This window comes from Microbacterium sp. NPDC089189, assembly GCF_040685095.1.
In the GTDB taxonomy this organism is placed as follows: Bacteria; Actinomycetota; Actinomycetes; order Actinomycetales; family Microbacteriaceae; genus Microbacterium.
Genome location: NZ_JBFBHG010000011.1, coordinates 91,884 through 116,481 on the forward strand (window position 1 = coordinate 91,884; position 24,598 = coordinate 116,481).

Genomic DNA, 24,598 nt, shown 5'->3' on the forward strand with positions numbered 1-24,598 from the left:
TCGGCGCCGTTCGACGCGATAGTAGAGGGGCGAGAACGCGCCCCCACAGATCGGGAGGAACACACATGTCCACGTACATGCTCATCATGCGCAACAGCGGGTCCGTCGAGAAGTTCGAGGACATGGACTTCGAGGCTGTCATCAACGCGATGGGAGCCTTCAACGAGTCCATGGTCAACGCGGGGGTGCTCGTCGGCGGCGACGGTCTGACCGACGCCGCGCAGGGCGCCGTCGTCGAGTTCACCGGGGACGCTCCCCTCGTCACCGACGGCCCCTACGGCGAGGTCCACGAGCTCTTCAACGGCTTCTGGACCATCCAGGTCTCCACGCGCGAAGAGGCGATCGAATGGGCCAAGCGGGCGCCGCTCGGCCCCGGCAACAAGATCGAGGTGCGCCGCATCACCGACGAGAGCGACTTCGCCGACTTCCAGGACAACGAGTACATCCAGAAAGAGAAGGAGTGGCGCGGCGAGGCCGAGCCGCAGGGCTGACGTGCCCGACGTCGCCCGCACGGTCGAGGCCGTCTGGCGCATCGAGAGCGCGCGCATCGTCGCGACGATCGCGAAGGCGACCGGCGACCTGGGCCGTGCGGAGGACGTCGCGCAGGAAGCACTCGTCGAAGCTCTCGAGACGTGGCCGCGGACGGGCGTGCCGCAGAACCCGGGCGCCTGGCTGACCACCGTCGCCAGGCGGCGCGCCATCGACGACTGGCGTCGCCGGGCGGCGCTCGACGACCGTTACGGCATGATCGGGCGGGATCTGTCCGACGTCGTCGACACGACGTGGGAGCCCCTCGAGGACGACGTGCTGCGGCTCGTGTTCACCGCGTGCCATCCGGCGCTCTCGCGCGAATCGCAGGTGGCCCTGACGCTTCGAGTGGTGGGCGGGCTGTCGACGACCGAGATCGCGCGGATGCTGCTGGTCCCCGTGGCGACGGTCCAGGCCCGTGTCACGAGGGCGAAGAAGACGCTCAGCGCCGCCGCGGTGCCGTTCGAGACGCCGGATCCGCCGGAGTGGCCGGCACGCCTCGCCGGGGTGCTGAGCGTGATCTACCTGATCTACACCGAGGGGTACGCGGCGACGACCGGAGACCGGTGGATCCGGCGCGACCTCGCCGACGAAGCGCTCCGGCTCGGACGCATCGTGGCCGCGCTGCTGCCCCGTGAACCCGAAGCGCAGGCGCTCGTCGCGCTCATGGAGGTGCAGTCGTCGCGCTTCGCCGCCCGCGTGTCCCCCACCGGCGATCCGGTGCTGCTCGCCGACCAGGATCGGCGTCGTTGGGACCGCGCGCAGATCGCGCGCGCCGCAGCCGCCCTCGAACGATCCGATCGTCTCGGGCGCGGGCGCGGCGCCTACGCCCTCCAAGCCGCGATCGGTCTCACGCACGCGGCCGCCGCGGACGTGACCGAGACGGACTGGGAGCGGATCGTCGTCCTCTACGAGGCGTTGGGGCGGCTCGCCCCCAACCCGATGGTCGAGCTCAACCGTGCGGTCGCGGTGTCGATGGCCACCGGGCCCCACGCGGCGCTGCGCATCGTCGACGAGCTGGTGCGCTCGGATGCGCTGCGCGGCTCATACACGTTGCCGAGCGTCCGCGGGGAGCTCCTCGCGCAGGTCGGCCGGATCGACGAGGCCTGCAGCGAGCTCGACGCGGCGGCCCTGCTGACCGGGAACGCGCGTCAGGCGCAGGTGCTCCGAGAGAAGGCCGCCGCCCTCAGGCGGTGATGCCTCTCGGCCCTCCGCCCGCATGGCGCGGAGGCTCCCGCATCCGCGAGTCCTGACGGCCCCCCACCCCGAGTGAGCATCTGTTCGGCGAGCGAGCATCCGAACGGATGCGCGGTGGCCGAATGGATGCTCGCTCGGCGGGATGGAGAGGGCTCAGGCCGTGATGTGCAGCGCTTCTGCGGTCCGCTCCGTCGACGCACGGGCGGCATCCGGATCCGGATTGAGCGTGGTGCCGTAGCTCGGGATCAGCTCGGTGAGGGTCGGCTCCCACTCCGCGATGCGGTCGGGGAAGCAGTCCTTCAGCACGCCCAGCATGATCGAGACCGCCGTCGACGCGCCCGGAGACGCTCCGAGAAGACCCGCGATCGAGCCGTCCGCCGCCGAGACGACCTCGGTGCCGAACTGCAGCTTGCCGCCCTTCATGACCTGCGCCCGCTGGCCCGCGTTCAGCAGCTCCCAGTCGGCGCTCTCGGCCGTCGGCACGAACTCCTGCAGGCTCTCCACCTTGCGCTTGTGGGTCTTCAGCAGCTCGCTCACCAGGTACTTCACCAACCCGAAGTTGGTGGCCCCCACCTTGAGCATGCTGCCGAGGTTCGAGGGGCGCACCTGCGACACGATGTCCCACGAGGAACCGGTCTTGAGGAACTTGGGGCTGAAGGTCGCGAACGGACCGAACAGCAGCGAGGTCTCGCCCTCGACCACACGGGTGTCGAGGTGCGGCACCGACATCGGCGGCGCCCCCACCGAGGCCTGCGAGTAGACCTTCGCGCGGTGCTGTGCGACGAGCTTGGGGTTGCTGGTCTTGAGCCACTGGCCGCCGATCGGGAAGACCCCGTACCCCTTGATCTCGGGGATGCCGGACTTCTGCAGCAGCTTGATGGCCCATCCGCCGGCGCCGACGAAGACGAAGCGCGCGTTGACCTCGCCGGGCGTCCCGCCCACCGTGTGCCGATAGCGCACCTGCCAGGTGCCGTCCTTCTTCTGCTTCAGGCTCTTGACCTCGCGGCCGGTGGCGACCTCGGCGCCGTTGGCCTTCAGCGAGCCGATGAGTTGCCGGGTGAGCGCGCCGAAGTCGACGTCGGTGCCGCTGGGCACGCGGGTCGCCGCGAACGGCTCGCCGGCGCGGCGCTTCTGCATGAGCAGCGGCGCCCACTGGTTGATGACCCGGGAGTCCTCGCTGTACTCGATGCCGTCGAAGAGCGGCTGGGTGCGCAGTGCCTCGTACCGCTTCTTGAGGTACGAGACGTCCTTCTCACCGCGCACGAACGTCATGTGCGGCGTCGCCGCGATGAAGGTCTGCGGCTCGTCCAGCACACCGCGCTCGACCAGGCTCGTCCAGAACTGACGGCTCTGCTGGAACTGCTCGTTGATCGAGACGGCCTTCGTCGGATCGACCGATCCGTCGGGGGCAGCGGGCATGTAGTTCAGCTCGCAGAGCGCAGCGTGCCCGGTGCCCGCGTTGTTCCACGCGTTGGAGCTCTCCTCCGCGACGTCGCCGAGACGCTCGTAGAGGGCGATCTTCCAGTCGGGCTGGAGCTGCTGCAAGAAGGTCCCGAGCGTGGCGCTCATGATGCCGCCACCGATCAGGAGGACGTCGACGGTTCCTGTCACCCGACAAGTCTAGTTCGCCGCGCGAGCACCCCGGACGTGCAGGGCGGGGCTGGGCCATCAAGATCCGACGATGTTGACGGGCCCGAAACCCCGGTGCCGGGGTGCGCCCGATCAGACCGCGGCGGTGAGCGACGCGGCGACGAGCTCAGCGATCTGCACGGCGTTCAGCGCCGCGCCCTTTCGCAGGTTGTCGTTGCTGATGAACAGCACCAGACCCTTGCCCTCGGGAGCCGACTGGTCCTGGCGGATGCGGCCGACGTAGCTCGGGTCCTTGCCGGCGGCCTGGAGAGGGGTGGGCACCTCTTCGAGGGCGACGCCCGGAGCCGACGAGAGCACCTCGCGCGCACGCTCGGGCGTGATCGCGCGGGCGAACTCGACGTTGATGCTCAGCGAGTGCCCCGTGAAGACGGGCACGCGCACGCAGGTGCCCGCGACGCGCAGATCCGGGAGCTCGAGAATGCGGCGGCTCTCGTTGCGGAGCTTCTTCTCCTCATCCGTCTCGTTGTCGCCGTCGTCCACGAGGTTTCCGGCGAACGGGATGACGTCGAAGGCGATGGGGGCGATGTACTTCTCGGGCTGGGGGAAGTCGATCGCCGAACCGTCGTGCACGAGGCGCAGGGTGTCGCCCTGGGCGAGGACCCCCTCGACCTGTCCGAGCAGCTCCTGCGCACCGGCGAGTCCGGAGCCGGAGACGGCCTGGTAGGTGCTCACGATGAGCCGCTCGAGGCCCGCCTCGCTGTCGAGGACCTTCAGCACCGGCATCGCCGCCATCGTGGTGCAGTTGGGGTTCGCGATGATGCCCTTGGGGCGGTCGTCGATCGCGTGCGGGTTGACCTCGCTGACCACGAGGGGCACCTCGGGGTCGTTGCGCCACGCGCTGGAGTTGTCGATGACGACCGCGCCGGCCTCGGCGAAGCGGGGGGCGTGCGCCCGGCTGCCCGTGGCGCCGGCCGAGAAGAGGGCGATGTCGATGCCGGCGGGGTCGGCGGTGGCGACGTCCTCGACGATCACGGTGGTGCCGGCGAAGTCGATCGCGGTGCCCGCCGAGCGGGCGGTCGAGAAGAGACGCAGCTCGCCGATCGGGAACGAGCGTTCCGTCAGAATCTCGCGCATGACCGTGCCGACCTGGCCAGTGGCGCCGACGATGGCGACGGAGAGTCCGGAAGCGGAGATGCGGGTCATGGCGGTGTCCTCGGTGTCGCGGGGCGCGCGGAATCCCGAAGATTCCGCGCGGGGTTGCCCGATTGTATCGCGGCGGATGCGGCGTGCTCGCGCGGCGGGCATCCCCGGCCTGCCGTCATCCGCCCGGATCCTGCCAGCGTGCGGCGTGCCTCCGCGTCCGCTTCCCCGCAGGTGCGGGGCGGAGGGGGTGGGTCAGCGACCGGTGCCGGCGTGCACGACGGCGTCGGAGTCGCCGTCGAGCCCGTAGGCGGTGTGCACGACGCGGGCGGCGCCGGCGATGTCGTCGGCGCGGAGCACCACCGAGATGCGGATCTCGGAGGTCGAGATCATCTCGATGTTGATGCCGCTCGTGCTGAGCGCCTCGAAGAGCGTCGCCGAGACACCGGAGTTCGTGCGCATGCCGGTGCCGACGACCGACAGCTTGCCGATCTGGTCGTCGTGCACGAGGCTCTCGAAGCCGACCTCCGCCTGATCGGCGGCGAGCGCCTTCAGCGCGGCGGTGGAGTCGTCCTTGGGCACGGTGAACGAGATGTCGGTGCGGCCGGTGGTGGCGGCCGACACGTTCTGCACGATCATGTCGACGTTCGCGCCGGAACGCGCCACGATCTTGAAGATCTCGGCGGCCTTCCCGGGAACGTCCGGCACGCCGGTCACGGTGATCTTGGCCTGGCTCAGGTCGGTGGCGACACCGGCGACGATCGGCTCTTCCATGGATTCTCCCTCGGGGACGTACGCGGACCGCTGCTGCGCGTCGAGCACATAGGTGCCCTCGCTCGACGAGAACGTCGAACGCGCATGGATGACGACGCCGTGCCGGCGCGCATACTCGACGGCGCGGATGTAGAGCACCTTCGCGCCGTTGGCGGCGAGCTCGAGCATCTCCTCGCTCGAGACGAACGGGAGCTTGCGCGCCTTGGGCACGACGCGCGGGTCGGCGGTGAAGATCCCGTCGACGTCGCTGTAGATCTCGCAGACGTCCGCGTCGAGCGCTGCGGCCAGCGCGACCGCCGTCGTGTCGGAGCCGCCACGACCGAGGGTTGTGATGTCGCGGGTGTCGCGGTTGAAGCCCTGGAAGCCCGCCACGATGACGATGGCGCCCTCGTCGAGCGCTTCGCGCAGCCGCACGGGGGTGACGTCGACGATGCGGGCCGCGCCGTGCTTGGCGTCGGTGATCATGCCGGCCTGGCTGCCCGTGAACGACCGCGCCTCGAAGCCCATCGAGTGGATGGCCATGGCCAGCAGCGCCATGGAGATGCGCTCACCCGAGGAGAGCAGCATGTCGAGCTCGCGCGGCGCCGGGATGGGGGCCACCTGGCCGGCGAGGTCGAGGAGCTCATCGGTGGTGTCGCCCATGGCGCTCACCGCGACGACGACGTCGTGCCCGGCCCGGCGGGTGTCGACGATGCGCTTGGCGACGCGCTTGATGCTCTCGGCATCCGCGACCGACGATCCGCCGTACTTCTGCACGATCAACGCCACTGTGCTGCTCCCGGGGGTGACGCCGTGTGTCGGCGCAAGACGAAGGGCTCGCGGATGATGCGGCCTCCGCCCATCTTAGAGTTGCCTCCATTCCGGGCCCGCCATGTGTCGGCGCGGGTGCGGGGACCGGTCGTTACACTCGAGGAATCCCCCTCCTCTGACGAAAGTCCTCTGCCGATGAATCGACGGCGCCGAGCCCTGTTCGCGTCGCTCGGCGGCATCGTCCGCCCCCGCCCGCTGGACGCCGCCTACACCGAGGCGCTGCCGCTCGTGGACGATGCGCTGGCGGTGCGGATCCTCGATCTCGCCATCCGGATCGGCGAGGCCATGCTGGTGGCCGGAGCGCCAGCGAGCGAGGTGACGCTGACGGTCGTTCGGGTGGCCGGCGTCTACGGGCTGCACCCCGTGCACGTCGACGTCACCTACAACTCGATCGCCGTCGCGCACCACCGCAGCGGTGAGGACCGCCCCATCACCCTGATGCGGGTGGTGCGTGGCTCTGTGCCCGACCACGAGCGACTGCAGCGACTGCAGTCGCTCGTGCAGAGCATCCGCGACGGGCTCACCCTGGAGGGCGCCGCCGCCGAGTACCGCGCGATCCGGCGCACCCCGTTCCGCTACCGCCCCGTCTGGGTGGTGGTCGCCCAGGCGATGCTGGCGGTGGGCGTGGCCGTGATGTTCGGGGCCAACTGGATCGTCATCCTGCTGGCGTTCGCCGCGGCGGGGCTCGCCGCGCTCACGCAGTTCGCGCTCGCGCGAGCGTCGGTGCCGTTCTTCTTCAGCCAGATCGCGGGGGCGTTCGTCCTCACCGTCGTGGCGTCCTTCGCCCCGCTGCTGCGGGAGACGGGTCTGCCCGGTGCCGACGGCATCCGCGCCTCGGTCGTCGTCGCCTCGGGCATCGTGCTGATGCTGGCCGGACTCACCGTGGTCGGCGCCGCGCAGGATGCCATCGACGGGTTCGCGCTGACCGCGACGGGCCGCATCCTCGAGCTCGTCACGCAGACGCTCGGCGTCGTGCTGGGCATCCTCGCCGGGCTCGAGACCGCGCGCGTCATCGGGTTCGGGATGTCGCCGCCCAGCGAGGCGCTCCCCCTCGGTCCCCTTCCGCTGCAGTTCGCCGGGGCGGCCCTGATCGCCGTGTCCGTCGCGGTGTTCAACGGCGCCGGACCGCGGATCGTCGTCATCAGCGCGCTGCTGAGCCTGGTCGCCTGGGCGGGGTACGTGGCGGCGGGAGCCCTCGGGTTCGAGACCGCCGCCGCGAGCGGCGTGGGCGCGTTCGTCGGCAGCTTCGTCGGCATCATCGTGGCGTTCCGGCTGCACGTGCCCTCGGTCGCTGTGACGACCGCGGCCATCCTGCCTATGGTGCCGGGTGCGGCGGTGTTCCGAGGGCTCCTCATGATCGTCGAATCGGGCGATCATGCCGCGCTCCTGCTCACCGGGTTCGGCACGCTCGTCTCGGCCGGCGTGGTCGGGATCAGCCTCGCGGTCGGCGCATCGCTGGGCATCTACCTCGGCCAGCCCCTGCGCGCCTCGCTCGGCAGCGTCATCCGCAGTCGAGCCCGCGTCCGCGGCTGACCCGCTAGGGTGCACCGCATGGGGCACCTTCTGGAGAGCTGGAGCGAGTTCAACGTGGCGATGGTGAGTGCCACGGCCGCCCTCGCGGGACTCGTCATCGTGGCGGCGAGCGTCAACATCACTCAGATCGTCGCCTCGCGCACGCTCACGGCGCGCCTGGGAACGGGGGTCGCTTCGCTCGTCCTCGCCCTCGTGGTGTGCGGTCTCGGACTCGTGCCGGCGCTTCCCGCCCCGGCGTTCGGAGTCGTGGTGCTCGCCGTGACGATCGTCGCGGGCAGCTTCCAGGGCGTGACAGCCCGGCTCATCCTGATCGATCCGTCACCGGCCGATCGCGCCCGGCTCCTGAAGTCGCTGCTGGGATTCCTGCCGGTGCTCGCCTACCTGATCGCGGGCGTACTGGCCTTCACCCACCCCGCCGCTTCGCTCGTCGCCGCCGCGGCCGGCGCGCTGCTGGCCATCGTCGCGGCGGTCGTCGTGTCGTGGGTGGCGCTGGTCGAAGTCCTGCGCTGACGGGACCGGCGCCGGGGCGTCGTCCTCAGAGGACGCGGCGCCCCTCGAACGCGCGACCGAGGGTCACCTCGTCGGCGTACTCGAGGTCGCCGCCGACGGGCAGGCCGGACGCGAGCCGGGTGACGCGGATCTCGAGGGTCGTCAGGAGCCGGCTGAGATAAGTCGCCGTCGCCTCGCCCTCGAGGTTCGGGTTAGTCGCGAGGATGACCTCCTGCACCGTCGCGTCGGCAAGGCGCTGCATGAGCTGCGCGATGCGCAGATCGTCCGGGCCCACCCCCGCGATCGGGCTGATCGCTCCGCCGAGCACGTGATACAGGCCTTTGAACTCACGGGTGCGTTCGATGGCCGCCACGTCCTTCGCGTCCTCGACGACGCAGATGAGGGTCTCGTTGCGCCGCGGATCACGGCAGATGGCGCACCGCACCTGCTCGGTCACGTTGCCGCACACCTCGCAGAAGCGCACCTTGTCGCGCACCTCGCCGAGCAGCTGCGACAGCCGCACGACGTCGAAGTTCGGTGTCTGCAGGATGTGGAACGCGATCCGCTGCGCGGACTTCGGCCCGATGCCGGGAAGGCGGCCGAACTCGTCGATCAGGTCTTGGACGATGCCGTCGTACATCAGGCGAACCTCGTGGGGCGTTCGAAGGGCTCTTCACGGACGAACTGGGCGCCCAGGACTTGGCGGACCACGGCCTCGCCGTAGCGCTGGATGCCGCTCGGCGCGGTGCGCGTCGGCGGGACGACGACGGGGGGCACCGGTACGTCGACCGGGTAGGTCTCTTCGTTCTCGGGGTCGTCCGGCTCGTCGGCCGCGAACGAGGGCGCGACCTCGGCCGGAGCGAGGACGGCGCCGTCCGCGGGCGCCGGGGGCGCGAGCGTGACGGTGCGCTGCGGCGCGAACGACACGTCCTCCGGCTCGTCGTCGACGGGCAGCTGCCCCGCGGCGACCACGGCGGACGGGTCTTCGGTCGGGATGGGGGCGACGGCCCACTCGGTGACGGGCGCGGCGTTCGCGGGACGCGACGTGGCCGGCCGCTGCTCGGGCGCACCGGGCGCGGGCGCCGCTGCCCGCGGCGCCGCCGGGTCACTCGCCGGTGCGGGCGCGGTACCGACGCTCGGTCCGCCCGCAGCGCCGTCGCCGGGGGCGGCGGGACCAGGACCGGGATCGCCGGGGCCGGCATCGCCCGAGCCCCCGGACCCCTCGGAGTCCTGGCGGGCGATGTACTTGACCCGGATGCCGAGGATGCCCTGGATCGCCTGGCGGAGGTCCTCGCTCGGCCCGCTGCCGGCGGCACGCCGCTTGAAGGCCGCGACGTCGCTCTGACTCTGGAAGGTCAGCGTGAGGATGTCGCCGTCGAGTCCCGCGACGCGGGCCACCGTGGCGATCAACCACGACGACCGGCTGATGCCTTCGAGACGGCCGAGGACCTCGGGCCACGCGTCGCGCATGCGCTGCAGCGTGACGGGCCCTGCCGGCACCTCCGGCGCGGGAGCGGCGGCGGGCGCCGGCTCTGCGGGCGCCTCGGCGGCAACGGTGGCCGCCGGGGCCGGGGCGTCGGCGGCCGGTGCGCTCGGACGCGCCTCGGGGGCCGGACTCGGGGTATCCGCGCGCGGTGCGGCTGCGGGCGGTGCGCTGGCAAGCGGTGCGCTGGCCGGCGCGCGCACCGGTGCCGGGGCGGCGACGGGCTCGCGCACCGGCGCCGGGGCCGGCACGGATGCCGCCACGACGGCGGGGGCGGCTGCCACCACCGCGCCGCCCTGCGCGAGGACGCGCGCCACCATGAGTTCGAGCTGGAGACGCGGCGAGGTGGCGCCGGTCATCTCGTCGAGCGCGGCGATGACGATGTCGGCGATGCGCGAGAGCCGCGCGGTGCCGATCGCGACCGCCTGCCGCGACATCCGCTCGAGTTCGTCGGAGGGGATGCCCCGGAGCACGGACGAGGCACCGGCGCCGGTGGCGGCGATGACGATCAGGTCACGCAGCCGCTCGAGCAGGTCTTCGATGAAACGACGCGGGTCCTGCCCGGTCTGCACGACGCGGTCGACGGCGGCGAAGGCCGCCGCGGCATCGCCGTCGCCGAAGGCGGTCACGACCTCGTCGAGCAGCTCGGCGTGCGTGTAGCCCAGCAGCGCGACGGCCCGCTCGTACCCGACGGCGTCGTTCTCGGAGCCGGCGATGAGCTGGTCGAGAAGCGAGAGGGTGTCACGCGGCGACCCGCCGCCGGCGCGGACGACGAGCGGCAGGACGCCGGGCTCGACCGCGACGCCCTCGGTCTCGCACATCTGCTGCACGTACTCGAGCATCGCCGCCGGCGGCACCAGCCGGAACGGGTAGTGGTGGGTGCGCGAGCGGATCGTGCCGATGACCTTCTCGGGTTCGGTCGTGGCGAAGATGAACTTGACGTGCGCCGGGGGCTCCTCGACCAGCTTGAGCAGCGCGTTGAACCCCTGCGGGGTCACCATGTGCGCCTCGTCGAGGATGAAGATCTTGAACCGGTCGCGCGCGGGGGCGAAGATCGCCCGCTCGCGGAGGTCGCGTGCGTCGTCGACGCCGTTGTGGCTGGCCGCGTCGATCTCGACGACGTCGAGCGACCCGCCGCCGCCGCGCCCCAGCTCGACGCAGCTGTCGCACGTGCCGCACGGCGTGTCGGTGGGGCCCTCGGCGCAGTTGAGGCAGCGCGCCAGGATGCGCGCCGACGTGGTCTTGCCGCAGCCTCGCGGGCCCGAGAACAGATACGCGTGACCGATGCGGTCGCCGCGCAGCGCCGTCATGAGCGGGTCGGTGACCTGGGACTGCCCGATCATCTCGCCGAACGCCTCAGGACGGTAGCGGCGGTAGAGGGCTGTGGTCACCGCACTAGCCTACGGCGTGCCGCCGACACCGCGGCGGGGAGAACCCGCGCGGTGGGGCGCCCTCCGCCGCATCCGTCGATCAGGCGTCCAGTCCGCGGTCCCCGCCGACCGGGACGGGTCCCGTGACGGTGGGGATGGCGGAGGTGAGCGTCGGAACCGATGCGGACAGCAGCGTGCCGTCCTCGAGGCGCACGTCGGCGAACATCCGCAGCGTCGGACGCCCCTCCCGCACGGGGCCCTGCGTGGCGAGCGGCACCACGACCTCGTCGCCGCCGCCCACCGTGTAGGCGACACCGCGCACCGTGAACGCCACCTCGTCGCCGCCCGCGCCGTTGCTCACGATCATCTCGTCACGGCGCAGCACGACGTGCAGCTGCGCGTCGTGCCAGGCGAGCGAATACGACAGCTCCGGCCAGTCGGCGGGCAGGCGCGGATCGAAGGTCAGCTCGCCGAAGTGGTCGCGCATGCCGCCGAAGCCGCACACGAGCGAGGTCCACACGCCGCCTGCCGAGGCGACGTGCACACCGTCGGCCGCGTTGGAGTGCAGGTCCGCGAGGTCGACGAAGATCGAGTCGAGGAAGTACTCCAGCGCCAGGTCCTGGTAGCCGACCTCGGCCGCGAGGATCGACTGGACCACGCCCGACAGGGTGGAGTCCCCCGTCGTCAGCGCGTCGTAGTACTCGAAGTCCGCGAGCTTCTCGGCGTCGGTGAAGTGGTTGCCCTGCAGGAACAGCGCGAGCACCACATCCGCCTGCTTGAGCACCTGGTAGCGGTAGATCACCAGCGGGTGGAAGTGCAGCAGCAGCGGACGCTGCTCGTCGGGGGTGTTCTCCAGGTCCCACACCTCGCGCTCCAGGAACACCGCGTCCTGCGGGTGGATGCCGAGCGCCGGGCTGAACGGGATGTGCATGGCGTCGGCGGCCTTCTCCCACGCCTCCGCCTCATCCGGGTCGAGGTGCAGGCGGTCGACCATCAGGCGGTACGCCTCGGGCGCCTCGAGTTCCATCTCGCGGACGGTGCGTGCGGCGAAGCGCAGGTTGAAGCGCGCCATGACGTTCGTGAACAGGTTGTCGTTCACGACCGTCGTGTACTCGTCGGGTCCCGTCACACCGTGGATGTGGAAGGAGTCCTGCCCGTCGATCTCGTCGCGCCAGAAGCCGAGCGAGTTCCACATCCGCGCCGTCTCGACGGCGATGTCGACGGCCTCGCGGTAGAGGAACTCGACGTCGCTCGTGGCGCGCACGTACTTGGCCAGCGCGAAGCTGACGTCGGCGTTGATGTGGTACTGCGCGGTACCCGCGGCGTAGTAGGCCGAGGCCTCCTCGCCGTTGATCGTGCGCCAGGGGAAGAGGGCGCCGGCCTCGTTCAGCTGGAACGCGCGCTTGCGGGCGGCGGGCAGCATGTGCACGCGCATCCGCAGCGCGTTGCGCGCCCAGTGCGGGGTCGTGTACGTCAGGAACGGCAGGACGTAGATCTCGGTGTCCCAGAAGTAGTGGCCGCTGTACCCCGAACCCGAGACGCCCTTGGCGGGCACGCCCTGGCCGTCGGCGCGCGCCGCAGCCTGGGCGAGCTGGAAGAGGCACCACCGGGTGGCCTGCTGCAGGTCGTCGTGGCCGCCGATGCGCACGTCGGAGCGCTGCCAGAAGCCGTCGAGCCAGCGGCGCTGCTTGGCGAACTGCTCGGCGACGCCCTCCTGCCCGGCACGGTCGAGCGTGCGCCGGCAGCGGTCGACCAGCTCGGAGGCGGGCACGCCGCGCGAGGTGTGATAGCTCACGAGCTTGGTGACCTTGACGGGCACTCCGGCCTTCGCCTGCACGCGGAACACGTTCTTGGCGATGTCGGGCTGCACGAGGCTCCGCGCGGTGTACTGGTTGTCGGTCTCGATGAGGTGGTCGGCGGCGACGGCCAGCGACATGCCCGACTCGGTGACGTGGTAGCTCAGGACCGAGCGCGCACCGTCCTGCCAGTACTCCTCGGGCTGCAGCACGCGGTCGTGGATGCGCTCCGCGCGACGCGGGTCGAACCCGGCCTTCAGCTTGCCCGCCGGGCGGCCGCCGTAGACGTCCTCGCCGTCCTGACGATTGACCAGCTGGCAGCTGACCGTCACCGGGGCGTCGGCGTTCAGCACCGTCACCTCGATGCTCATGATCGCGAGGTGCTTCTCGTCGAACGAGACGATGCGCTCGTAGTCGATGCGCACCTCTTTGCCCGACGGCGTGCGCCAGAGCAGGTGACGGCGCAGCACGCCGTCGCGCAGGTCGAGGCTGCGCTCGTACTCGAGCAGGTCGGCGACATCGAACGACAGCGGCTCGTCGTCGACGTACACCCGCATCACCTTCGCGTCGGGCGCGTTGATGATGGTCTGCCCCACCTCGGCGAAGCCGTACGCCTGCTCGGCGTGACGGATCGGGAAGACCTCGTGGAAGCCGTTGATGAAGGTGCCGTGCTCGTGACCGAACCGCCCCTCCGGCTGGTTCCCGCGCAGGCCCAGATAGCCGTTGCCGAGGGTGAAGAGCGTCTCGGTGACGCCCGCCTCGTCGATATCGAACGTGCGCTCGACGAGTCGCCACGGGTCGACGGGGAAACGGTCTCGATCCATCATGGGCATGCCTTCCGCACGGGGGGTCGTGAGGTCGCGGTGGAGGGGGGTCGGCTCAGTCTACGAACGCCGCGAGGTCGTCGACGACCACGTGCGCGCCCGCGTCGAACAGCGCATCGGGGCCGACGCCGCGGTCGACGCCCACGACGAGCGCGAAGCCGCCGGACGCCGCCGAGCGCACCCCGCTGATGGCGTCCTCGATGGCGGCGCTGCGAGCCGGGTCGACGCCCAGCATCCGGGCTCCTTCGATGAACACGTCGGGAGCGGGTTTGGACGCCAGGTGGTCGCGTTCGGCGATCACACCGTCCATGACGACGCCGAAGCGATCGCGGATGCCGGCGGCGCGCAGCACCTCTTCGGCGTTCTTCGAGCTCGAGACCACGGCGACCGGGATGCCCTGCGCCTGCAGCTGATCCAGCAGCGCGAGCGAACCGGGGTACGGCGCCACGCCGTCTTCGCGCAGGACGGCGGCGAACACGTCGTTCTTGCGGTTGCCGATCCCGCACACCGTGTCGAGCGCCGGGTCGTCGGCGGGGTCGCCCCACGGCACCTCGATGTCGCGCGAGCGCAGCAGGCTCGCGACGCCGTCGTACCGCTTCTTCCCGTCCAGGTGCTCGAAGTAGTCGTGCTCGGTGTAGGGCGGCACGATGTTCCACGCCGCGAACAGGTTCTCGAACATCGTCTGCCACGCGTGCATGTGCACCTCGGCCGTCGGGGTGAGGACCCCATCCAGGTCGAAGAGCACGGCATCGTACGTGGACAGATCGGGCAGGACGGGCAGATCGGTCACGAAGCCTCCAGAGCGGGTCGACCAGGGTTTCGGCCAGCGTAGTCGCGACAGGTTACGCGTCGGTATCCGCCGCCCCGCGTCACCGCATCCCGAGTGCACGGCTTCGCGTCGGATGCACGGCCTGGCTGCGTCGGTGAGCCGTGCACTCGGCGGGATGTCGTGCGCTCGGCGGATGCGGGATGGGCAGACGCGGAACCCGGGTCAGGACGCGGCGACGACCTGGACGGCCTGGCGGGCGATCTCGAGCTCCTCGTTGGTGGGCACCACGAGCACCGTGATCGCGGAATCGTCCGTCGAGATCGTGCGGACGTCGCGCCGGCGCTCCTCGTTGCGCTGCGGATCGAGCTTCAGGCCCAGGAACCCGAGGGTCTCCAGCGCCGCGGCGCGCACGGTCGCGGAGTTCTCGCCCACGCCGGCGGTGAAGGAGATGACGTCGACGCCGCCGAGCTGCGCGATGTACGCCCCGATGTAGGCGCGCAGGCGGTGGATGTAGACGTCGAAGGCGAGGGTCGCCGCACCGTCACCCGCCGCGTAGCGGTCTTCGACGTCGCGCATGTCCGAGACGCCCGCGAGGCCCAGGATGCCGCTGCGCTTGTTGAGGAAGGTGTCGAGCTCGCTCGGCGACATCTCCTCGCGGCGCGCCAGCACGAGCAGGACCGACGGGTCGAGGTCGCCCGAGCGGGTTCCCATGACGAGGCCCTCGAGCGGGGTGAGCCCCATCGAGGTCTCCACCGAGTGCCCGCCGTCGATCGCGGTGATGGACGCGCCGTTGCCCAGGTGCAGCACGATCTGCTTGAGCTCGCGCACCGGGGTGTCGAGGTAGTCGGCAGCGGCCTGGCTGACGTACCGGTGGCTGGTGCCGTGGAACCCGTACCGGCGGATGCGGTGCTTGCGAGCGATGTCGCGGTCGATCGCGTACGTGTACGCGGCCGGCGGCAGCGTCTGGTGGAACGCGGTGTCGAAGACGGCCACGTGCGGCAGGTCGGCGAAGGCCGCGCGCGCCGCGCGGATCCCCTGCACGGCGCCGGGGTTGTGGAGGGGTGCCAGCACCGACAGCTCGTCGATGTTGATCTCGACGAGGTCGTCGATCAGCGTCGGGTGGAAGAAGCGCGCCCCGCCCTGGACGACGCGGTGTCCGATCGCGATGGGCGGGTTCTCCTCGAGCGACGGGCCGTGCTCGGCGAAGGCCTCGAGCATGACGCCGAAGCCGACGGCGTGGTCGGGGATCGGCAGTTCGCGGGCGTACTCCGCATCCACCGCGGCGGCGCCCGCCCCGCTGAAGTGCACCTTGTGCTTGGCGACACCCACCGGCTCGCCGATGCGCTCGACGAGACCCGAGGCCAGGGCGGCGCCCGTCTCGGGGTCGACGAGCTGGTACTTGAAGGACGACGAGCCGCTGTTGATGACCAGGACGACGCTCATGTGTTACTTACCGTTCCTCTTCGGATGCGGGCGCCTCGCCCTGGGCCTGGATGGCGGTGATCGCGATCGTGTTGACGATGTCCTCCACGAGCGCGCCGCGGGACAGGTCGTTGATCGGCTTGTTGAGCCCCTGCAGGACCGGCCCGATCGCGACGGCGCCGGCGGAGCGCTGCACCGCCTTGTAGGTGTTGTTGCCCGTGTTCAGATCGGGGAAGACGAACACGGTCGCGCGCCCGGCCACGGCGGAGCCGGGCATCTTCTTGGACGCGACGGCCGCGTCGGCGGCGGCGTCGTACTGGATGGGGCCCTCGACCGGCAGGTCGGCGGCGCGCTCGCGCACCAGCACGGTGGCCTCGCGCACCTTCTCGACGTCCGCGCCCGAGCCGGACTCGCCGGTCGAGTACGAGAGCATCGCGACGCGCGGCGTGATCCCGAACCGCTCGGCGGTCTCGGCGGACGACACGGCGATATCGGCGAGCTGGGGCGCGGTCGGGTCCGGGATGACGGCGCAGTCGCCGTAGACGAGCACGCGGTCGGCGAGCGCCATCAGGAACACGCTCGAGACGACGGAGACGTCGGGACGCGTCTTGATGATCTCGAACGCGGGCCGGATGGTGTGGGCCGTGGTGTGCGCGGCGCCGGACACCATGCCGTCGGCCAGACCCAGGTGCACCATCATCGTGCCGAAGTAGGAGACGTCGGTGATCGTGTCGGCGGCGCGGCCGAGGGTCATGCCCTTGTGGGCGCGCAGGCGGGTGTACTCCTCGGCGAAGCGCTGCACGAGCACCGCGTCGAAGGGGCTGACGATGTCGGCGCCGGTCAGGTCGATGCCGAGTTCGAGGGCGCGACCGCGCACCTCGATCTCCTCACCCAGGATCGTGACGTCCGCGATGCCGCGGGCGAGCACGGTGGCGGCGGCGCGCAGCACGCGGTCATCATCGCCCTCGGGCAGCACGATGCGGCGGCGGGCGGAACGGGCGCGCGCCACGAGGCCGTACTCGAACATGAGCGGTGTGACGACGGTGGGGCGGGCGAGTCCGAGCAGACGCGTGAGCTCGGCCCCGTCGACGTGCGTCTCGAACAGCGCGAGCGCCGTGTCGTAGCTGCGCTGCGAGTCGGCGGCCAGGCGTCCGCGGGTGTTCATGATGCGCACGGAGGTGTCGTAGGTGTCGCGGTCGGTCGCGATGATCGGCACCCGCGAGTCGAGGCCGTCGATGAGGCGGTCGATGTCGGCGGGCAGCGGGAACGGTCCGTTCAGAACGATGCCGGCGATCGAGGGGAACGTGCCGGACGCGTTGGCGAGGAGCGTCGCGAGCAGCACCTCGGTGCGGTCGGCCGGGATCACGACGACCGCGCTCTCGCTGAGGCGCGGCAGGACGTTCGCGGGCGACATCGCGGCGACGATGACGCCGAGCACGTCGCGGGAGAGCAGGTCAGGGTCACCCTTGACGAGCACGCCGTCGACCGAGCGCATGACGACCCGGACGGACGGGGCGACGAGGTAACGGTCCTCCGGGAGCGCCCAGACCGGGACGTCGGCGGCTTCGCGCACCGAGGTGCGGATCGCGGCGATCGTCTCGTCGAGACGGTCGGGCGCCACACGGTTCGCGACCACGCCGAAGAGCTCGGCGCGCTCGGCGCGCAGCTCGCTCACCGACAGCTTGGCGATCTGCGCGACGTCGTCGGGCGTGCGCGCCTCGCTGATGCCCAGCTGCTCGCCCTGCCCCTGCTGCGCACGTCCGCCCACGACCAGCAGGACGGGTGCGCCGAGGTTCGCGGCGATGCGGGCGTTGTAGCCGAGCTCGGCGGGACCCCCCACATCCGTGTAGTCGCTGCCGAGGATGACCACCGCGTCGCACTGCGCCTCGATGGTCTTGTACCGCTCGACGATGCGCGCGAGGGCCGCATCCGGGTCGGCGTGCAGCGCGTCGTAGTCGACGCCGATGCAGTCGTCGTAGGCGAGATCGACGCCGTCGTGGTCGAGCAGCATCTCGAGCACGTAGTCGCGTTCGCGGGTCGACCGCGCGATCGGGCGGAACACTCCCACGCGAGCGGTCGCGTGGCTCAGTGCCTCCAGCACCCCCAACGCGATCGTCGACTTCCCGGAATGGCCTTCTGCTGACGTGATGAGGATGCTCTGAGCCACCCGACCAGCCTAGGTCGCCCTTACCTGGGGAGCCAGATGAGCCGTCCGTGAATAACCTCCGCACCCCCGGCAGGTTCCTCCCGCCGCCGCGGGATCAGCGCCACTCGGGTGCATCGACCCGAGGCACGTCGCGACGGCGCCGTAGCGCGAGTGAGCGATCGATGAGCACGAAGCTCGGCTGCGGGGACACGGCCCGAAACCAGGTCCGTTCGCCGATCGCAAAGATATTGTTCGTCGAGGGATCGGCCGAGATCGCCGGTCTGTGAGGTCGGGTCGCTTGTTCGCTCGATGAAGGGAGCATCCCATGCCTGAAGGTCGGGCTCTCGCGGTGTCGCGGCTGCGCCTGGCGAGTGTGGTGCTCTCGATCGTCGCGCTCGCCTTCTTCGCGATGACGCTGCTCCTGTCGTCGTCGCGCGTCGTCCTCCTGCTCGGACCCATCGTCCTCGGTGCGGTCGCACTCGTTCTCGCTCTCATGGCCCGAGGATCCGCCGACGCTCGCCCCGGACGCGTCATCGCGTTCGTGCTGGCGCCCCTGGCGATGATGGTTCCCGCCGTCGTCGTCGTCGCGGCGATCTCCTCAGGGGCCGCGGCCCCGTCCGCGGTCTACACGATCGAGGTCGACTCCCCCGATCCTGTCGACGTGGTGATCAGGGACGGCGCCGATCGCACGACCGCGACGTGGAACTCGGGAGACACCATCACTCTCGACTCGAACGCAACGGTCATCGGAATCAACGCGCGGACTCCGGTCGCCACCACGGTCATCTCGTGCGAGATCCGCCGCGACGGCAATGTCCTGGTCGCCGACGAGCGAGCCGGATCGGTCGATTGCAGTTTCGTCGAGGGCGACGAGTAAGCGCCCCGCTCAGGCCCGCGTCGCCGGTGACGTCGGCCGCACCCGTGATCCCCGGGATCCGGCGCAGGTCGTCGATCTCCGGGGGGCGTTCCACGCCGACAACGGACGCCCGCGCGGGTTGTCGGGGGAAAGAAAAGACTCTCCGCGAACCCGGCAGAGCCTGGTTACCCTTGCTACGTTTCCGTCCTGGGGGAGTTGGCCTGGATGCCGCCTCGCGGAGAGCTGATTCGAGTCTAACGCACGCAGCTCTCGGCTAATCCCCCGCCAGGGGCCTGCGTGGCCGGGTTACGATCGGGGCGGCGAGCCCGCCCGAACGGAAGGCCGATGGATGACCGACACCGCGCACGTCTCGGATGGGCTCCTCGCCCCGGCGGTCACCGCCGCATCGTTCGCGCAGATCACGACCGCGATCGCCGACAGCGTGTCGACGGTGATCGACGGCAAGCCCGCCGCCGTGCGGTCTGCCCTGGTCACACTGCTCGCCGAGGGGCACCTGCTCATCGAGGACGTGCCGGGCGTCGGCAAGACGATGCTCGCCCGGGCGCTGTCGGCCTCGATCGATGCGACGGTGCGCCGCATCCAGTTCACCCCCGATCTCCTCCCCGGTGACGTCACCGGCGTCTCTGTATTCGACCCGGCGGCGCGCGAGTTCGAGTTCAAGCCCGGCGCGGTGTTCGCGAACGTCGTGATCGCCGACGAGATCAACCGGTCCTCCCCCAAGACCCAGTCCGCCCTTCTCGAGGCGATGGAGGAACGCCAGGTCACCGTCGACGGCCGGTCGCGCGTGCTGCCCGACCCCTTCCTCGTCGTCGCCACGCAGAACCCCCTCGACATGGAGGGCACGTACGCCCTGCCGGAGGCGCAGCGCGACCGCTTCATGATGCGCATCTCGATGGGCTACCCGGATGCCGCGGCCGAGGTGCTCATGCTCCGGCAGCGCGAGACGGAGAACCCGCTCGCGCACATCACCCCTGTCGTCTCGGCCGCGCAGGTGGGCGAGCTGATCGCCTGGGCGCGCCGCATCCACGTCTCGCCCGCCGTCGAGGAGTACGCCGTGGCGCTGGCTCAGGCCACCCGCGCGCACCCCGAGATCCGGCTCGGCGCGAGCCCGCGGGCGACGCTGCAGCTCGTGCGTGCGGCGAAGGTCTGGGCGGCGCTCGAGGGGCGTTCGTTCGTCATCCCCGACGACGTCGCCTCGCTGGTCGTGCCGGTGTTCGCCCACCGGCTCATCGCCGCCCGCGCCGGGAGCGCGCGCGGCGAGAGCCACGGCGTGCCGGCGATCCTCGAGCGCATCATCGGCGGCGTGCGGGTGCCGCTGGCCTCCCGCGCGTGAACACATGAGACGTCTCTGGCCGCTGACCGTGCGCGGGACCGGCGCGCTCGTCCTCGGTATCGCGAGCATCATCGCGTCGGGCGAGCTCGGCCTGGTCGAACTGGTCTGGTTCGGCATCCTGCTGCTCACCCTCACCGCCGCGAGCATGGGCGTCGTCTGGGCCACCCGCGGCCGGGCCGACGTGACCCGCGTCATCGCGCCGCGGCGCCCGGTCTCGGGCGAAGAGATCGACGTCGCGGTGCGGGTCCTGCTGCGCACCGCTTTGCCCGCTTCGGGGGGACGGTGGCGCGACGGACTCTCGGACGGACTCGCCGGCGATGCCGACGGGACGTTTCCGACGCTCCCCTCGGGACTGAGCCGCGGCGAGCGCGAAGCACACGTGTCCTACCGCGTGACCGCCGGGCGGCGCGGCATCCACTGGTTGGGGCCGCTGGAGCTCACCTCCACCGACCCGTTCGGCATCGCGCGGCGCACCGTCTCGCTCGGCGAGCCGACGCGCGTGGTCGTCACCCCGGCCGTCGTCGACCTGCCCTCGCTCGCGGGGGTGCCCGGCCGCAGCGGCGGCGCCGACGCGGTGCGCCTCAACCGACTCGGGCAGGGTTCGGACGACGTCATCGCCCGGCCGTGGGCGCCCGGCGACTCGATGCGCCGCATCCACTGGCGCGCCTCGGCGCACCGCGACGAGCTGATGGTGCGGCAGGAGGAGCAGGAGAGCTCGCCCGAAGCGACCGTCGTGCTCGACCGCGGCGTCGCCCGGTGGTCGCCCGAGGCGATGGAGTCCACGGCCGCGGACGACGCGTTCGAATCCGCGGTCCGGGCCTGCGCCGCCGTGGTGGCGCGCCTGGCGCACGACGGCTACGCCGTCGACGTGTGCGACGCGGACGGCGCGCTGCTGTGCGACCGCATCGATCCCGGCGACGCGGCAGGCCTCGACGCGGCCATGCTCATGCTCGCGACCGTGCAGGCGCGACTCGACGATCACCTCCTCGCGCTCGTCGACCTCTTCGCGGGCGAGACGACGGGACCCCTCATCGTCGTGACCGGTCGGCTGGACGAGGCGGATGCGGCCACGCTGTCGGCGGTCGGCCACCACAGCTCCTTTCCGGTGCTGCTCGCCACGTCGCCCGGTCCCGGTGCGCTCGATGCGGCATCCGGGTGGGCGGCGGCGCAGCTGCAGGACGACGTGAGCCGTTCTTGGCACGCGGCCGTGGATCGGAGGCTCGGTCATGTCGGCTCGTGAGCGCTCGGGCGGTCAGGCGGCGCTGGCCGTCGGCATCTTCGTCGCCCTCATCGCCACCACGCTTCCGGTCCTGCGGGTGGTCGGCCCCGGCTGGTGGGTGGCGTCGGGCCTGGGCCTCGCCGCCGTCCTGCTGACGATCGGCGTGGTGCTGCGCCGCATCGGCGTCGCTCCGCTGGGCGCGACCGCAATCGAGTTCGTCCTCTGGGTGTTCGGGGTGACGGCGATGTTCTTCGGCCCGTCGGCCTATGCGGGCTTCGTGCCCTCGCCCACCACGCTGTCGGCGATGTGGGCCGCGATCGGCGGCGCCGTGCAGGAGATGGCCGTCGGCGCTGCCCCGCTCGAGCCCACCCCCGCGCTCTCCTTCTTCGTCGTCGCGTCGATCGGGGCGTTGACGGTCGTGCTCGACCACGTCGTGCTCACGACGCGGATGCCCCTGCTGGGTGCGGTGGCCCTCGTCGCCGTCGCCCTCGTTCCGGCGATCGCCGTGCCCGCGCCGATGGACGTCTTCGCCTTCGCGCTGCTGGCGGCGAGCATCCTCTTCCTGCTGCGCACCGACACGCGCACCCGGGCGGGGCGTTCCGCACCGCGCTCGGCGGGCACGACCGTGTCAGCGATCGGTATCGCGGCGGTGGCCCTCACCGTCGCCGTCGTGGTCACTCCCCTGCTGCCGGCCCCCGACACCCGGTCCTCGACCATCGGCGGCGTGGGCAACACGGGGATCAATCCGACGTTGCGCCTCGGCGACGACCTGCGCCGCCCCAATCCCGTCGAGGTGCTGCGGGTGCACACCTCGGACGCCCGTGCCCCGTATCTGCGCGCGGTGACGCTGTCGAGCTTCGTGGGGGATGTGTGGCGCCCCGATCAGCGGGAAAGCACCCCGGTCGACGGCGGCGACGGGTTCGGACCGGTCGGCGCGAGGGGCGACGTGGCCCTGAACGAGGCCGACACGCACGTCGAGATCGAACAGCTCGACACCGCCTTCCTGCCGGTGCCGTTCCCGGCCACCGAGATCACCGGCCTCACGGGCAACTGGGGCATCGTGCCCGACAACCGCACCGTGGTCGGCGCCGACACGTTCACGGGCGGTCAGAGCTACGAGGTCATCACGCAGGCACCGCGGCCATCGCTCGAGCAGATCCGGGCCGCCACGTCGCGGGGCGCGAACGTCGACCCGCAGCTGCGGGACATCCCCGACGGCACGCCCGAGATCATCGCCGAGACGGCCCGCGAGATCACCGCCGAGGCCACCAACGACTACGACGCGGCGGCGGCGCTGCAGCGGTGGTTCCGCTCGAGCGAGTTCAGCTACTCCCTGCGCGCGCCCGTGGACGACGGATTCGACGGGGCGGGCGTCGATGCGATCGCCCAGTTCCTCGAGGTGCGCGAGGGGTACTGCGTGCACTTCGCCTCGGCGTTCGCCGTCATGACCCGTTCGCTCGACATGCCGACCCGCATCGTGATCGGCTACCTGCCGGGCATGGGCACCGATGAGCGGGTCGACGACCGGCTGGTGTACTCGGTCACGAGCGACCTGCTGCACTCGTGGCCGGAGGTGTACTTCGAGGGCATCGGCTGGGTGCCGTTCGAACCGACGAACAGTCTCGGCGTCGCGACGGTCTTCACGACGGCCACCGGCAGCGCCACCGACCGCCCCGACCAGGCACCGGCCGACCAGCCCGAGCCCACGGCCAGCACGGCACCCACCGAACGCCCCGACACTCCCGACGCCCCGCAGGCCGGCAGCCAGAACGCCGGCGGCGGCGTCGGCGCGCTGTGGCCCGCGACCCTCGCCGTGCTCCTGGGCCTCGCGGTCCTCGCCGCTCCGGCAGTGGCCCGCGAGGTCGTCCGCCGTCGCACGCTCGCCGCTGCGGGTACCGGCGACGAGAGCGCCGCGTGGCGTTTCGTGCAGACCGCGGCGATCGATCTCGGCATCCCCGTACCTCCCAGCGAGTCCCCGCGCGCGTTCGGGGCTCGGCTCATCGCGCTCGGGGCGCCGGCGGAGGCGATGCAGGCGCTGGTCGGCGCGATCGAGCACGCGAGCTACGCGCCCACGGGGGCCGTCGCCGTCGGGCGGACGCGGGGCGGGCGCTCTCTGGTGTCGGCGGCGGCGGCCGTGCGCGCGGGCCTCGGTGCGGCCTCCCCGCCGGCGCGCCGCACCCTCGCCCTCCTGGCCCCGCGCTCCCTCGTCGTGCGCCCCGGAACGGATGCGGCGGGCGCCGGGTCCGGAGCAGCCGCGCGAGCACGGTAGGATGGTATGCGGCCCTCCGGGGCCGAGGAGGATTCGCCTAGTGGCCTATGGCGCACGCTTGGAAAGCGTGTTGGGTGAAAGCCCTCGGGGGTTCGAATCCCCCATCCTCCGCCAACGACAGAAGCCGGTGCCCCGCAGGGGTGCCGGCTTCTGTCGTTCATCGGGCTGAGCGGATGCGAACCCTCGGGTGGGCCCACGCCGCAGAGGCTTGGCGCAGGCGCGCAGCGCCGAGTGCACGGCTTGCCGTCTAGCGCACCGGGTAGGCGCGTGAGTACGTCGTGCACTCGGAGGGAAGTCGTGCGCTCGGTGGTTGCCGCTCGGTCCTCGCGCTGAGCTAGGGGACGCGCAGGAGCACGACCCGCGCGTCCTCGCCGTGCAGGTACGGCGAGGAGCCCGGCTCGAGCGAGAGCACGGACTTCGCCGGCAGGCTCAGGTCGTCGTGGGTGATCGAGCCGCGCATGACCACCACGACCCGCACGTCGGGACGCAGATGCAGGTGCCCGGTGACGTGGGCGAAGTGGATGCTGGGCGTGGCGCGCGAGGAGTCGTAACTCAGGGTCAGCAGCGTGCTCGGCGGCATGCCGCCGCGGGGGCCGGGCCTGCTGAGGTCGAGCGTCGCGGTGCGCTCCGAGACGACCACCTCGGGCCGGAGGGGCACACGGGCATCGCCGTCGCCGACGAGGACCTGCGGGCCGGAGAGCCCGACGACGAGCTGCGCCGTGCCCGCGGGCTGTCGGATCCTGGCCTCGCGAGACCGCACCTCGAGGAGATGGAGGGCCCATTGGAGGGTGAGCCCCTCGCCGTTCTCGGACGCGAGCTCCCGGGTGAGCCCTCGCCCCTCCGCCAGGGCGTGCGGCGCAAAGTCGCGGAAGGAACCCGCTCGAGGCCGTCCGCGGCCGGCGGAACGCGCTGGATCATGCATGAGACACCCCGGATAAAGCGAGGTGTGCCGGGCGGCAAGGCCGCCCCGCACACCACGATAGTGATAGTGTAAGGCGCGAGATAGGAAAAGCGTCGTGTTGGGAAAAA

Annotated in this window: 18 protein-coding genes, 1 tRNA gene and 1 other RNA gene; 9 read left to right on the forward strand and 11 right to left on the reverse strand. The window is 71.4% G+C overall.

What is annotated here, in order from left to right:
* The first annotated feature begins 65 nt into the window (after positions 1-65).
* Together AB0N73_RS08340 and AB0N73_RS08345 are read left to right on the forward strand one after the other, a co-directional pair.
* Positions 66-491, forward strand: a complete 426-nt coding sequence (locus AB0N73_RS08340) for a YciI family protein (RefSeq protein WP_363562299.1) — start codon at positions 66-68, stop codon at positions 489-491.
* Between the two features lies 1 nt (position 492).
* Complete coding sequence (locus AB0N73_RS08345; RefSeq protein ID WP_363562301.1) at positions 493-1,725, forward strand: sigma-70 family RNA polymerase sigma factor; 1,233 nt, start codon at positions 493-495, stop codon at positions 1,723-1,725.
* A 153-nt stretch (positions 1,726-1,878) separates the two neighbouring features.
* Here the strand turns inward: AB0N73_RS08345 and mqo are convergent, their stop codons facing one another.
* The 3 genes from mqo to AB0N73_RS08360 all read right to left on the reverse strand — a co-directional run bounded on the left by mqo (position 1,879) and on the right by AB0N73_RS08360 (position 5,997).
* A complete protein-coding gene (mqo, locus tag AB0N73_RS08350; RefSeq protein WP_363562303.1) occupies positions 1,879-3,336 on the reverse strand; it encodes a malate dehydrogenase (quinone) in 1,458 nt (485 codons plus the stop codon).
* Positions 3,337-3,447: 111 nt separating this feature from the next.
* Positions 3,448-4,518, reverse strand: coding sequence for an aspartate-semialdehyde dehydrogenase (locus tag AB0N73_RS08355; protein WP_363562305.1), 1,071 nt, complete (start codon positions 4,516-4,518; stop codon positions 3,448-3,450).
* Positions 4,519-4,710: 192 nt separating this feature from the next.
* Entirely contained in the window at positions 4,711-5,997 is a 1,287-nt protein-coding gene (locus tag AB0N73_RS08360; protein WP_363562307.1) for an aspartate kinase, read from the reverse strand.
* Positions 5,998-6,174: 177 nt separating this feature from the next.
* On the opposite strand from AB0N73_RS08360, the gene AB0N73_RS08365 reads away from it, so the two are divergent.
* Together AB0N73_RS08365 and AB0N73_RS08370 are read left to right on the forward strand one after the other, a co-directional pair.
* On the forward strand, positions 6,175-7,572 hold the full coding sequence (locus AB0N73_RS08365) for a threonine/serine exporter family protein (protein WP_363562309.1): 1,398 nt from the start codon (positions 6,175-6,177) through the stop codon (positions 7,570-7,572).
* Positions 7,573-7,590: 18 nt separating this feature from the next.
* A complete protein-coding gene (locus AB0N73_RS08370) occupies positions 7,591-8,082 on the forward strand; it encodes a hypothetical protein (protein WP_363562311.1) in 492 nt (163 codons plus the stop codon).
* 25 nt (positions 8,083-8,107) lie between these two features.
* Here the strand turns inward: AB0N73_RS08370 and recR are convergent, their stop codons facing one another.
* The 6 genes from recR to pta all read right to left on the reverse strand — a co-directional run bounded on the left by recR (position 8,108) and on the right by pta (position 17,892).
* Positions 8,108-8,701: a recombination mediator RecR gene (gene recR / locus AB0N73_RS08375; protein WP_363562313.1), complete on the reverse strand. Its 594-nt coding sequence runs from the start codon at positions 8,699-8,701 to the stop codon at positions 8,108-8,110.
* Positions 8,701-10,935 carry a DNA polymerase III subunit gamma and tau gene (locus AB0N73_RS08380; RefSeq protein WP_363562315.1) on the reverse strand — a complete coding sequence of 745 codons (2,235 nt, stop codon included), beginning with the start codon at positions 10,933-10,935 and terminating at the stop codon, positions 8,701-8,703. Before AB0N73_RS08380 ends, recR begins: the two co-directional genes overlap by 1 nt.
* A gap of 79 nt (positions 10,936-11,014) precedes the next feature.
* Complete coding sequence (locus AB0N73_RS08385) at positions 11,015-13,537, reverse strand: glycosyl hydrolase family 65 protein (RefSeq protein ID WP_363562317.1); 2,523 nt, start codon at positions 13,535-13,537, stop codon at positions 11,015-11,017.
* Between the two features lie 52 nt (positions 13,538-13,589).
* Positions 13,590-14,315, reverse strand: coding sequence for a beta-phosphoglucomutase family hydrolase (locus AB0N73_RS08390; RefSeq protein WP_363562339.1), 726 nt, complete (start codon positions 14,313-14,315; stop codon positions 13,590-13,592).
* Between the two features lie 210 nt (positions 14,316-14,525).
* Positions 14,526-15,746 carry an acetate kinase gene (locus AB0N73_RS08395; RefSeq protein WP_363562319.1) on the reverse strand — a complete coding sequence of 407 codons (1,221 nt, stop codon included), beginning with the start codon at positions 15,744-15,746 and terminating at the stop codon, positions 14,526-14,528.
* Positions 15,747-15,753: 7 nt separating this feature from the next.
* Positions 15,754-17,892 (reverse strand): phosphate acetyltransferase, encoded by a 2,139-nt coding sequence (pta, locus tag AB0N73_RS08400; RefSeq protein WP_363562321.1) that lies wholly within the window; start codon positions 17,890-17,892, stop codon positions 15,754-15,756.
* A 304-nt stretch (positions 17,893-18,196) separates the two neighbouring features.
* On the opposite strand from pta, the gene AB0N73_RS08405 reads away from it, so the two are divergent.
* Positions 18,197-18,748 (forward strand): hypothetical protein, encoded by a 552-nt coding sequence (locus AB0N73_RS08405; RefSeq protein ID WP_363562323.1) that lies wholly within the window; start codon positions 18,197-18,199, stop codon positions 18,746-18,748.
* Positions 18,749-18,878: 130 nt separating this feature from the next.
* Here the strand turns inward: AB0N73_RS08405 and ffs are convergent.
* An RNA gene (gene ffs / locus AB0N73_RS08410) (signal recognition particle sRNA small type) lies at positions 18,879-18,975 on the reverse strand.
* Positions 18,976-19,076: 101 nt separating this feature from the next.
* Between ffs and AB0N73_RS08415 the strand changes: the two genes are divergently transcribed.
* The 4 genes from AB0N73_RS08415 (at position 19,077) to AB0N73_RS08430 (ending at position 23,683) form a co-directional block, all read left to right on the forward strand.
* Positions 19,077-20,081: a MoxR family ATPase gene (locus AB0N73_RS08415; protein ID WP_363562325.1), complete on the forward strand. Its 1,005-nt coding sequence runs from the start codon at positions 19,077-19,079 to the stop codon at positions 20,079-20,081.
* A 4-nt stretch (positions 20,082-20,085) separates the two neighbouring features.
* Complete coding sequence (locus AB0N73_RS08420) at positions 20,086-21,321, forward strand: DUF58 domain-containing protein (protein ID WP_363562327.1); 1,236 nt, start codon at positions 20,086-20,088, stop codon at positions 21,319-21,321.
* Positions 21,308-23,569 carry a DUF3488 and transglutaminase-like domain-containing protein gene (locus AB0N73_RS08425; RefSeq protein WP_363562329.1) on the forward strand — a complete coding sequence of 754 codons (2,262 nt, stop codon included), beginning with the start codon at positions 21,308-21,310 and terminating at the stop codon, positions 23,567-23,569. Before AB0N73_RS08420 ends, AB0N73_RS08425 begins: the two co-directional genes overlap by 14 nt.
* A gap of 26 nt (positions 23,570-23,595) precedes the next feature.
* Positions 23,596-23,683: transfer RNA gene (locus AB0N73_RS08430), tRNA-Ser, on the forward strand.
* 220 nt (positions 23,684-23,903) lie between these two features.
* On the opposite strand, the gene AB0N73_RS08435 is transcribed toward AB0N73_RS08430, so the two are convergent.
* The gene (locus AB0N73_RS08435) at positions 23,904-24,491 is read right to left on the reverse strand and encodes a hypothetical protein (RefSeq protein WP_363562331.1); all 588 of its coding nucleotides are present in this window, start codon (positions 24,489-24,491) and stop codon (positions 23,904-23,906) included.
* Between the last annotated feature and the right edge of the window lie 107 nt (positions 24,492-24,598).

What these genes read in the sequence shown, in the direction of transcription:
- AB0N73_RS08340 (WP_363562299.1), top strand. Translation starts at nt 66, where the DNA reads ATGTCCACGTACATGCTCATCATGCGCAACAGCGGGTCCGTCGAGAAG.
- AB0N73_RS08355 (WP_363562305.1), bottom strand. Translation starts at nt 4,518, where the DNA reads ATGACCCGCATCTCCGCTTCCGGACTCTCCGTCGCCATCGTCGGCGCC.
- AB0N73_RS08365 (WP_363562309.1), top strand. Translation starts at nt 6,175, where the DNA reads ATGAATCGACGGCGCCGAGCCCTGTTCGCGTCGCTCGGCGGCATCGTC.
- AB0N73_RS08370 (WP_363562311.1), top strand. Translation starts at nt 7,591, where the DNA reads ATGGGGCACCTTCTGGAGAGCTGGAGCGAGTTCAACGTGGCGATGGTG.
- recR (WP_363562313.1), bottom strand. Translation starts at nt 8,701, where the DNA reads ATGTACGACGGCATCGTCCAAGACCTGATCGACGAGTTCGGCCGCCTT.
- AB0N73_RS08385 (WP_363562317.1), bottom strand. Translation starts at nt 13,537, where the DNA reads ATGATGGATCGAGACCGTTTCCCCGTCGACCCGTGGCGACTCGTCGAG.
- AB0N73_RS08395 (WP_363562319.1), bottom strand. Translation starts at nt 15,746, where the DNA reads ATGAGCGTCGTCCTGGTCATCAACAGCGGCTCGTCGTCCTTCAAGTAC.
- AB0N73_RS08405 (WP_363562323.1), top strand. Translation starts at nt 18,197, where the DNA reads ATGCCTGAAGGTCGGGCTCTCGCGGTGTCGCGGCTGCGCCTGGCGAGT.
- AB0N73_RS08415 (WP_363562325.1), top strand. Translation starts at nt 19,077, where the DNA reads ATGACCGACACCGCGCACGTCTCGGATGGGCTCCTCGCCCCGGCGGTC.
- AB0N73_RS08420 (WP_363562327.1), top strand. Translation starts at nt 20,086, where the DNA reads ATGAGACGTCTCTGGCCGCTGACCGTGCGCGGGACCGGCGCGCTCGTC.
- AB0N73_RS08425 (WP_363562329.1), top strand. Translation starts at nt 21,308, where the DNA reads ATGTCGGCTCGTGAGCGCTCGGGCGGTCAGGCGGCGCTGGCCGTCGGC.
- AB0N73_RS08435 (WP_363562331.1), bottom strand. Translation starts at nt 24,491, where the DNA reads ATGCATGATCCAGCGCGTTCCGCCGGCCGCGGACGGCCTCGAGCGGGT.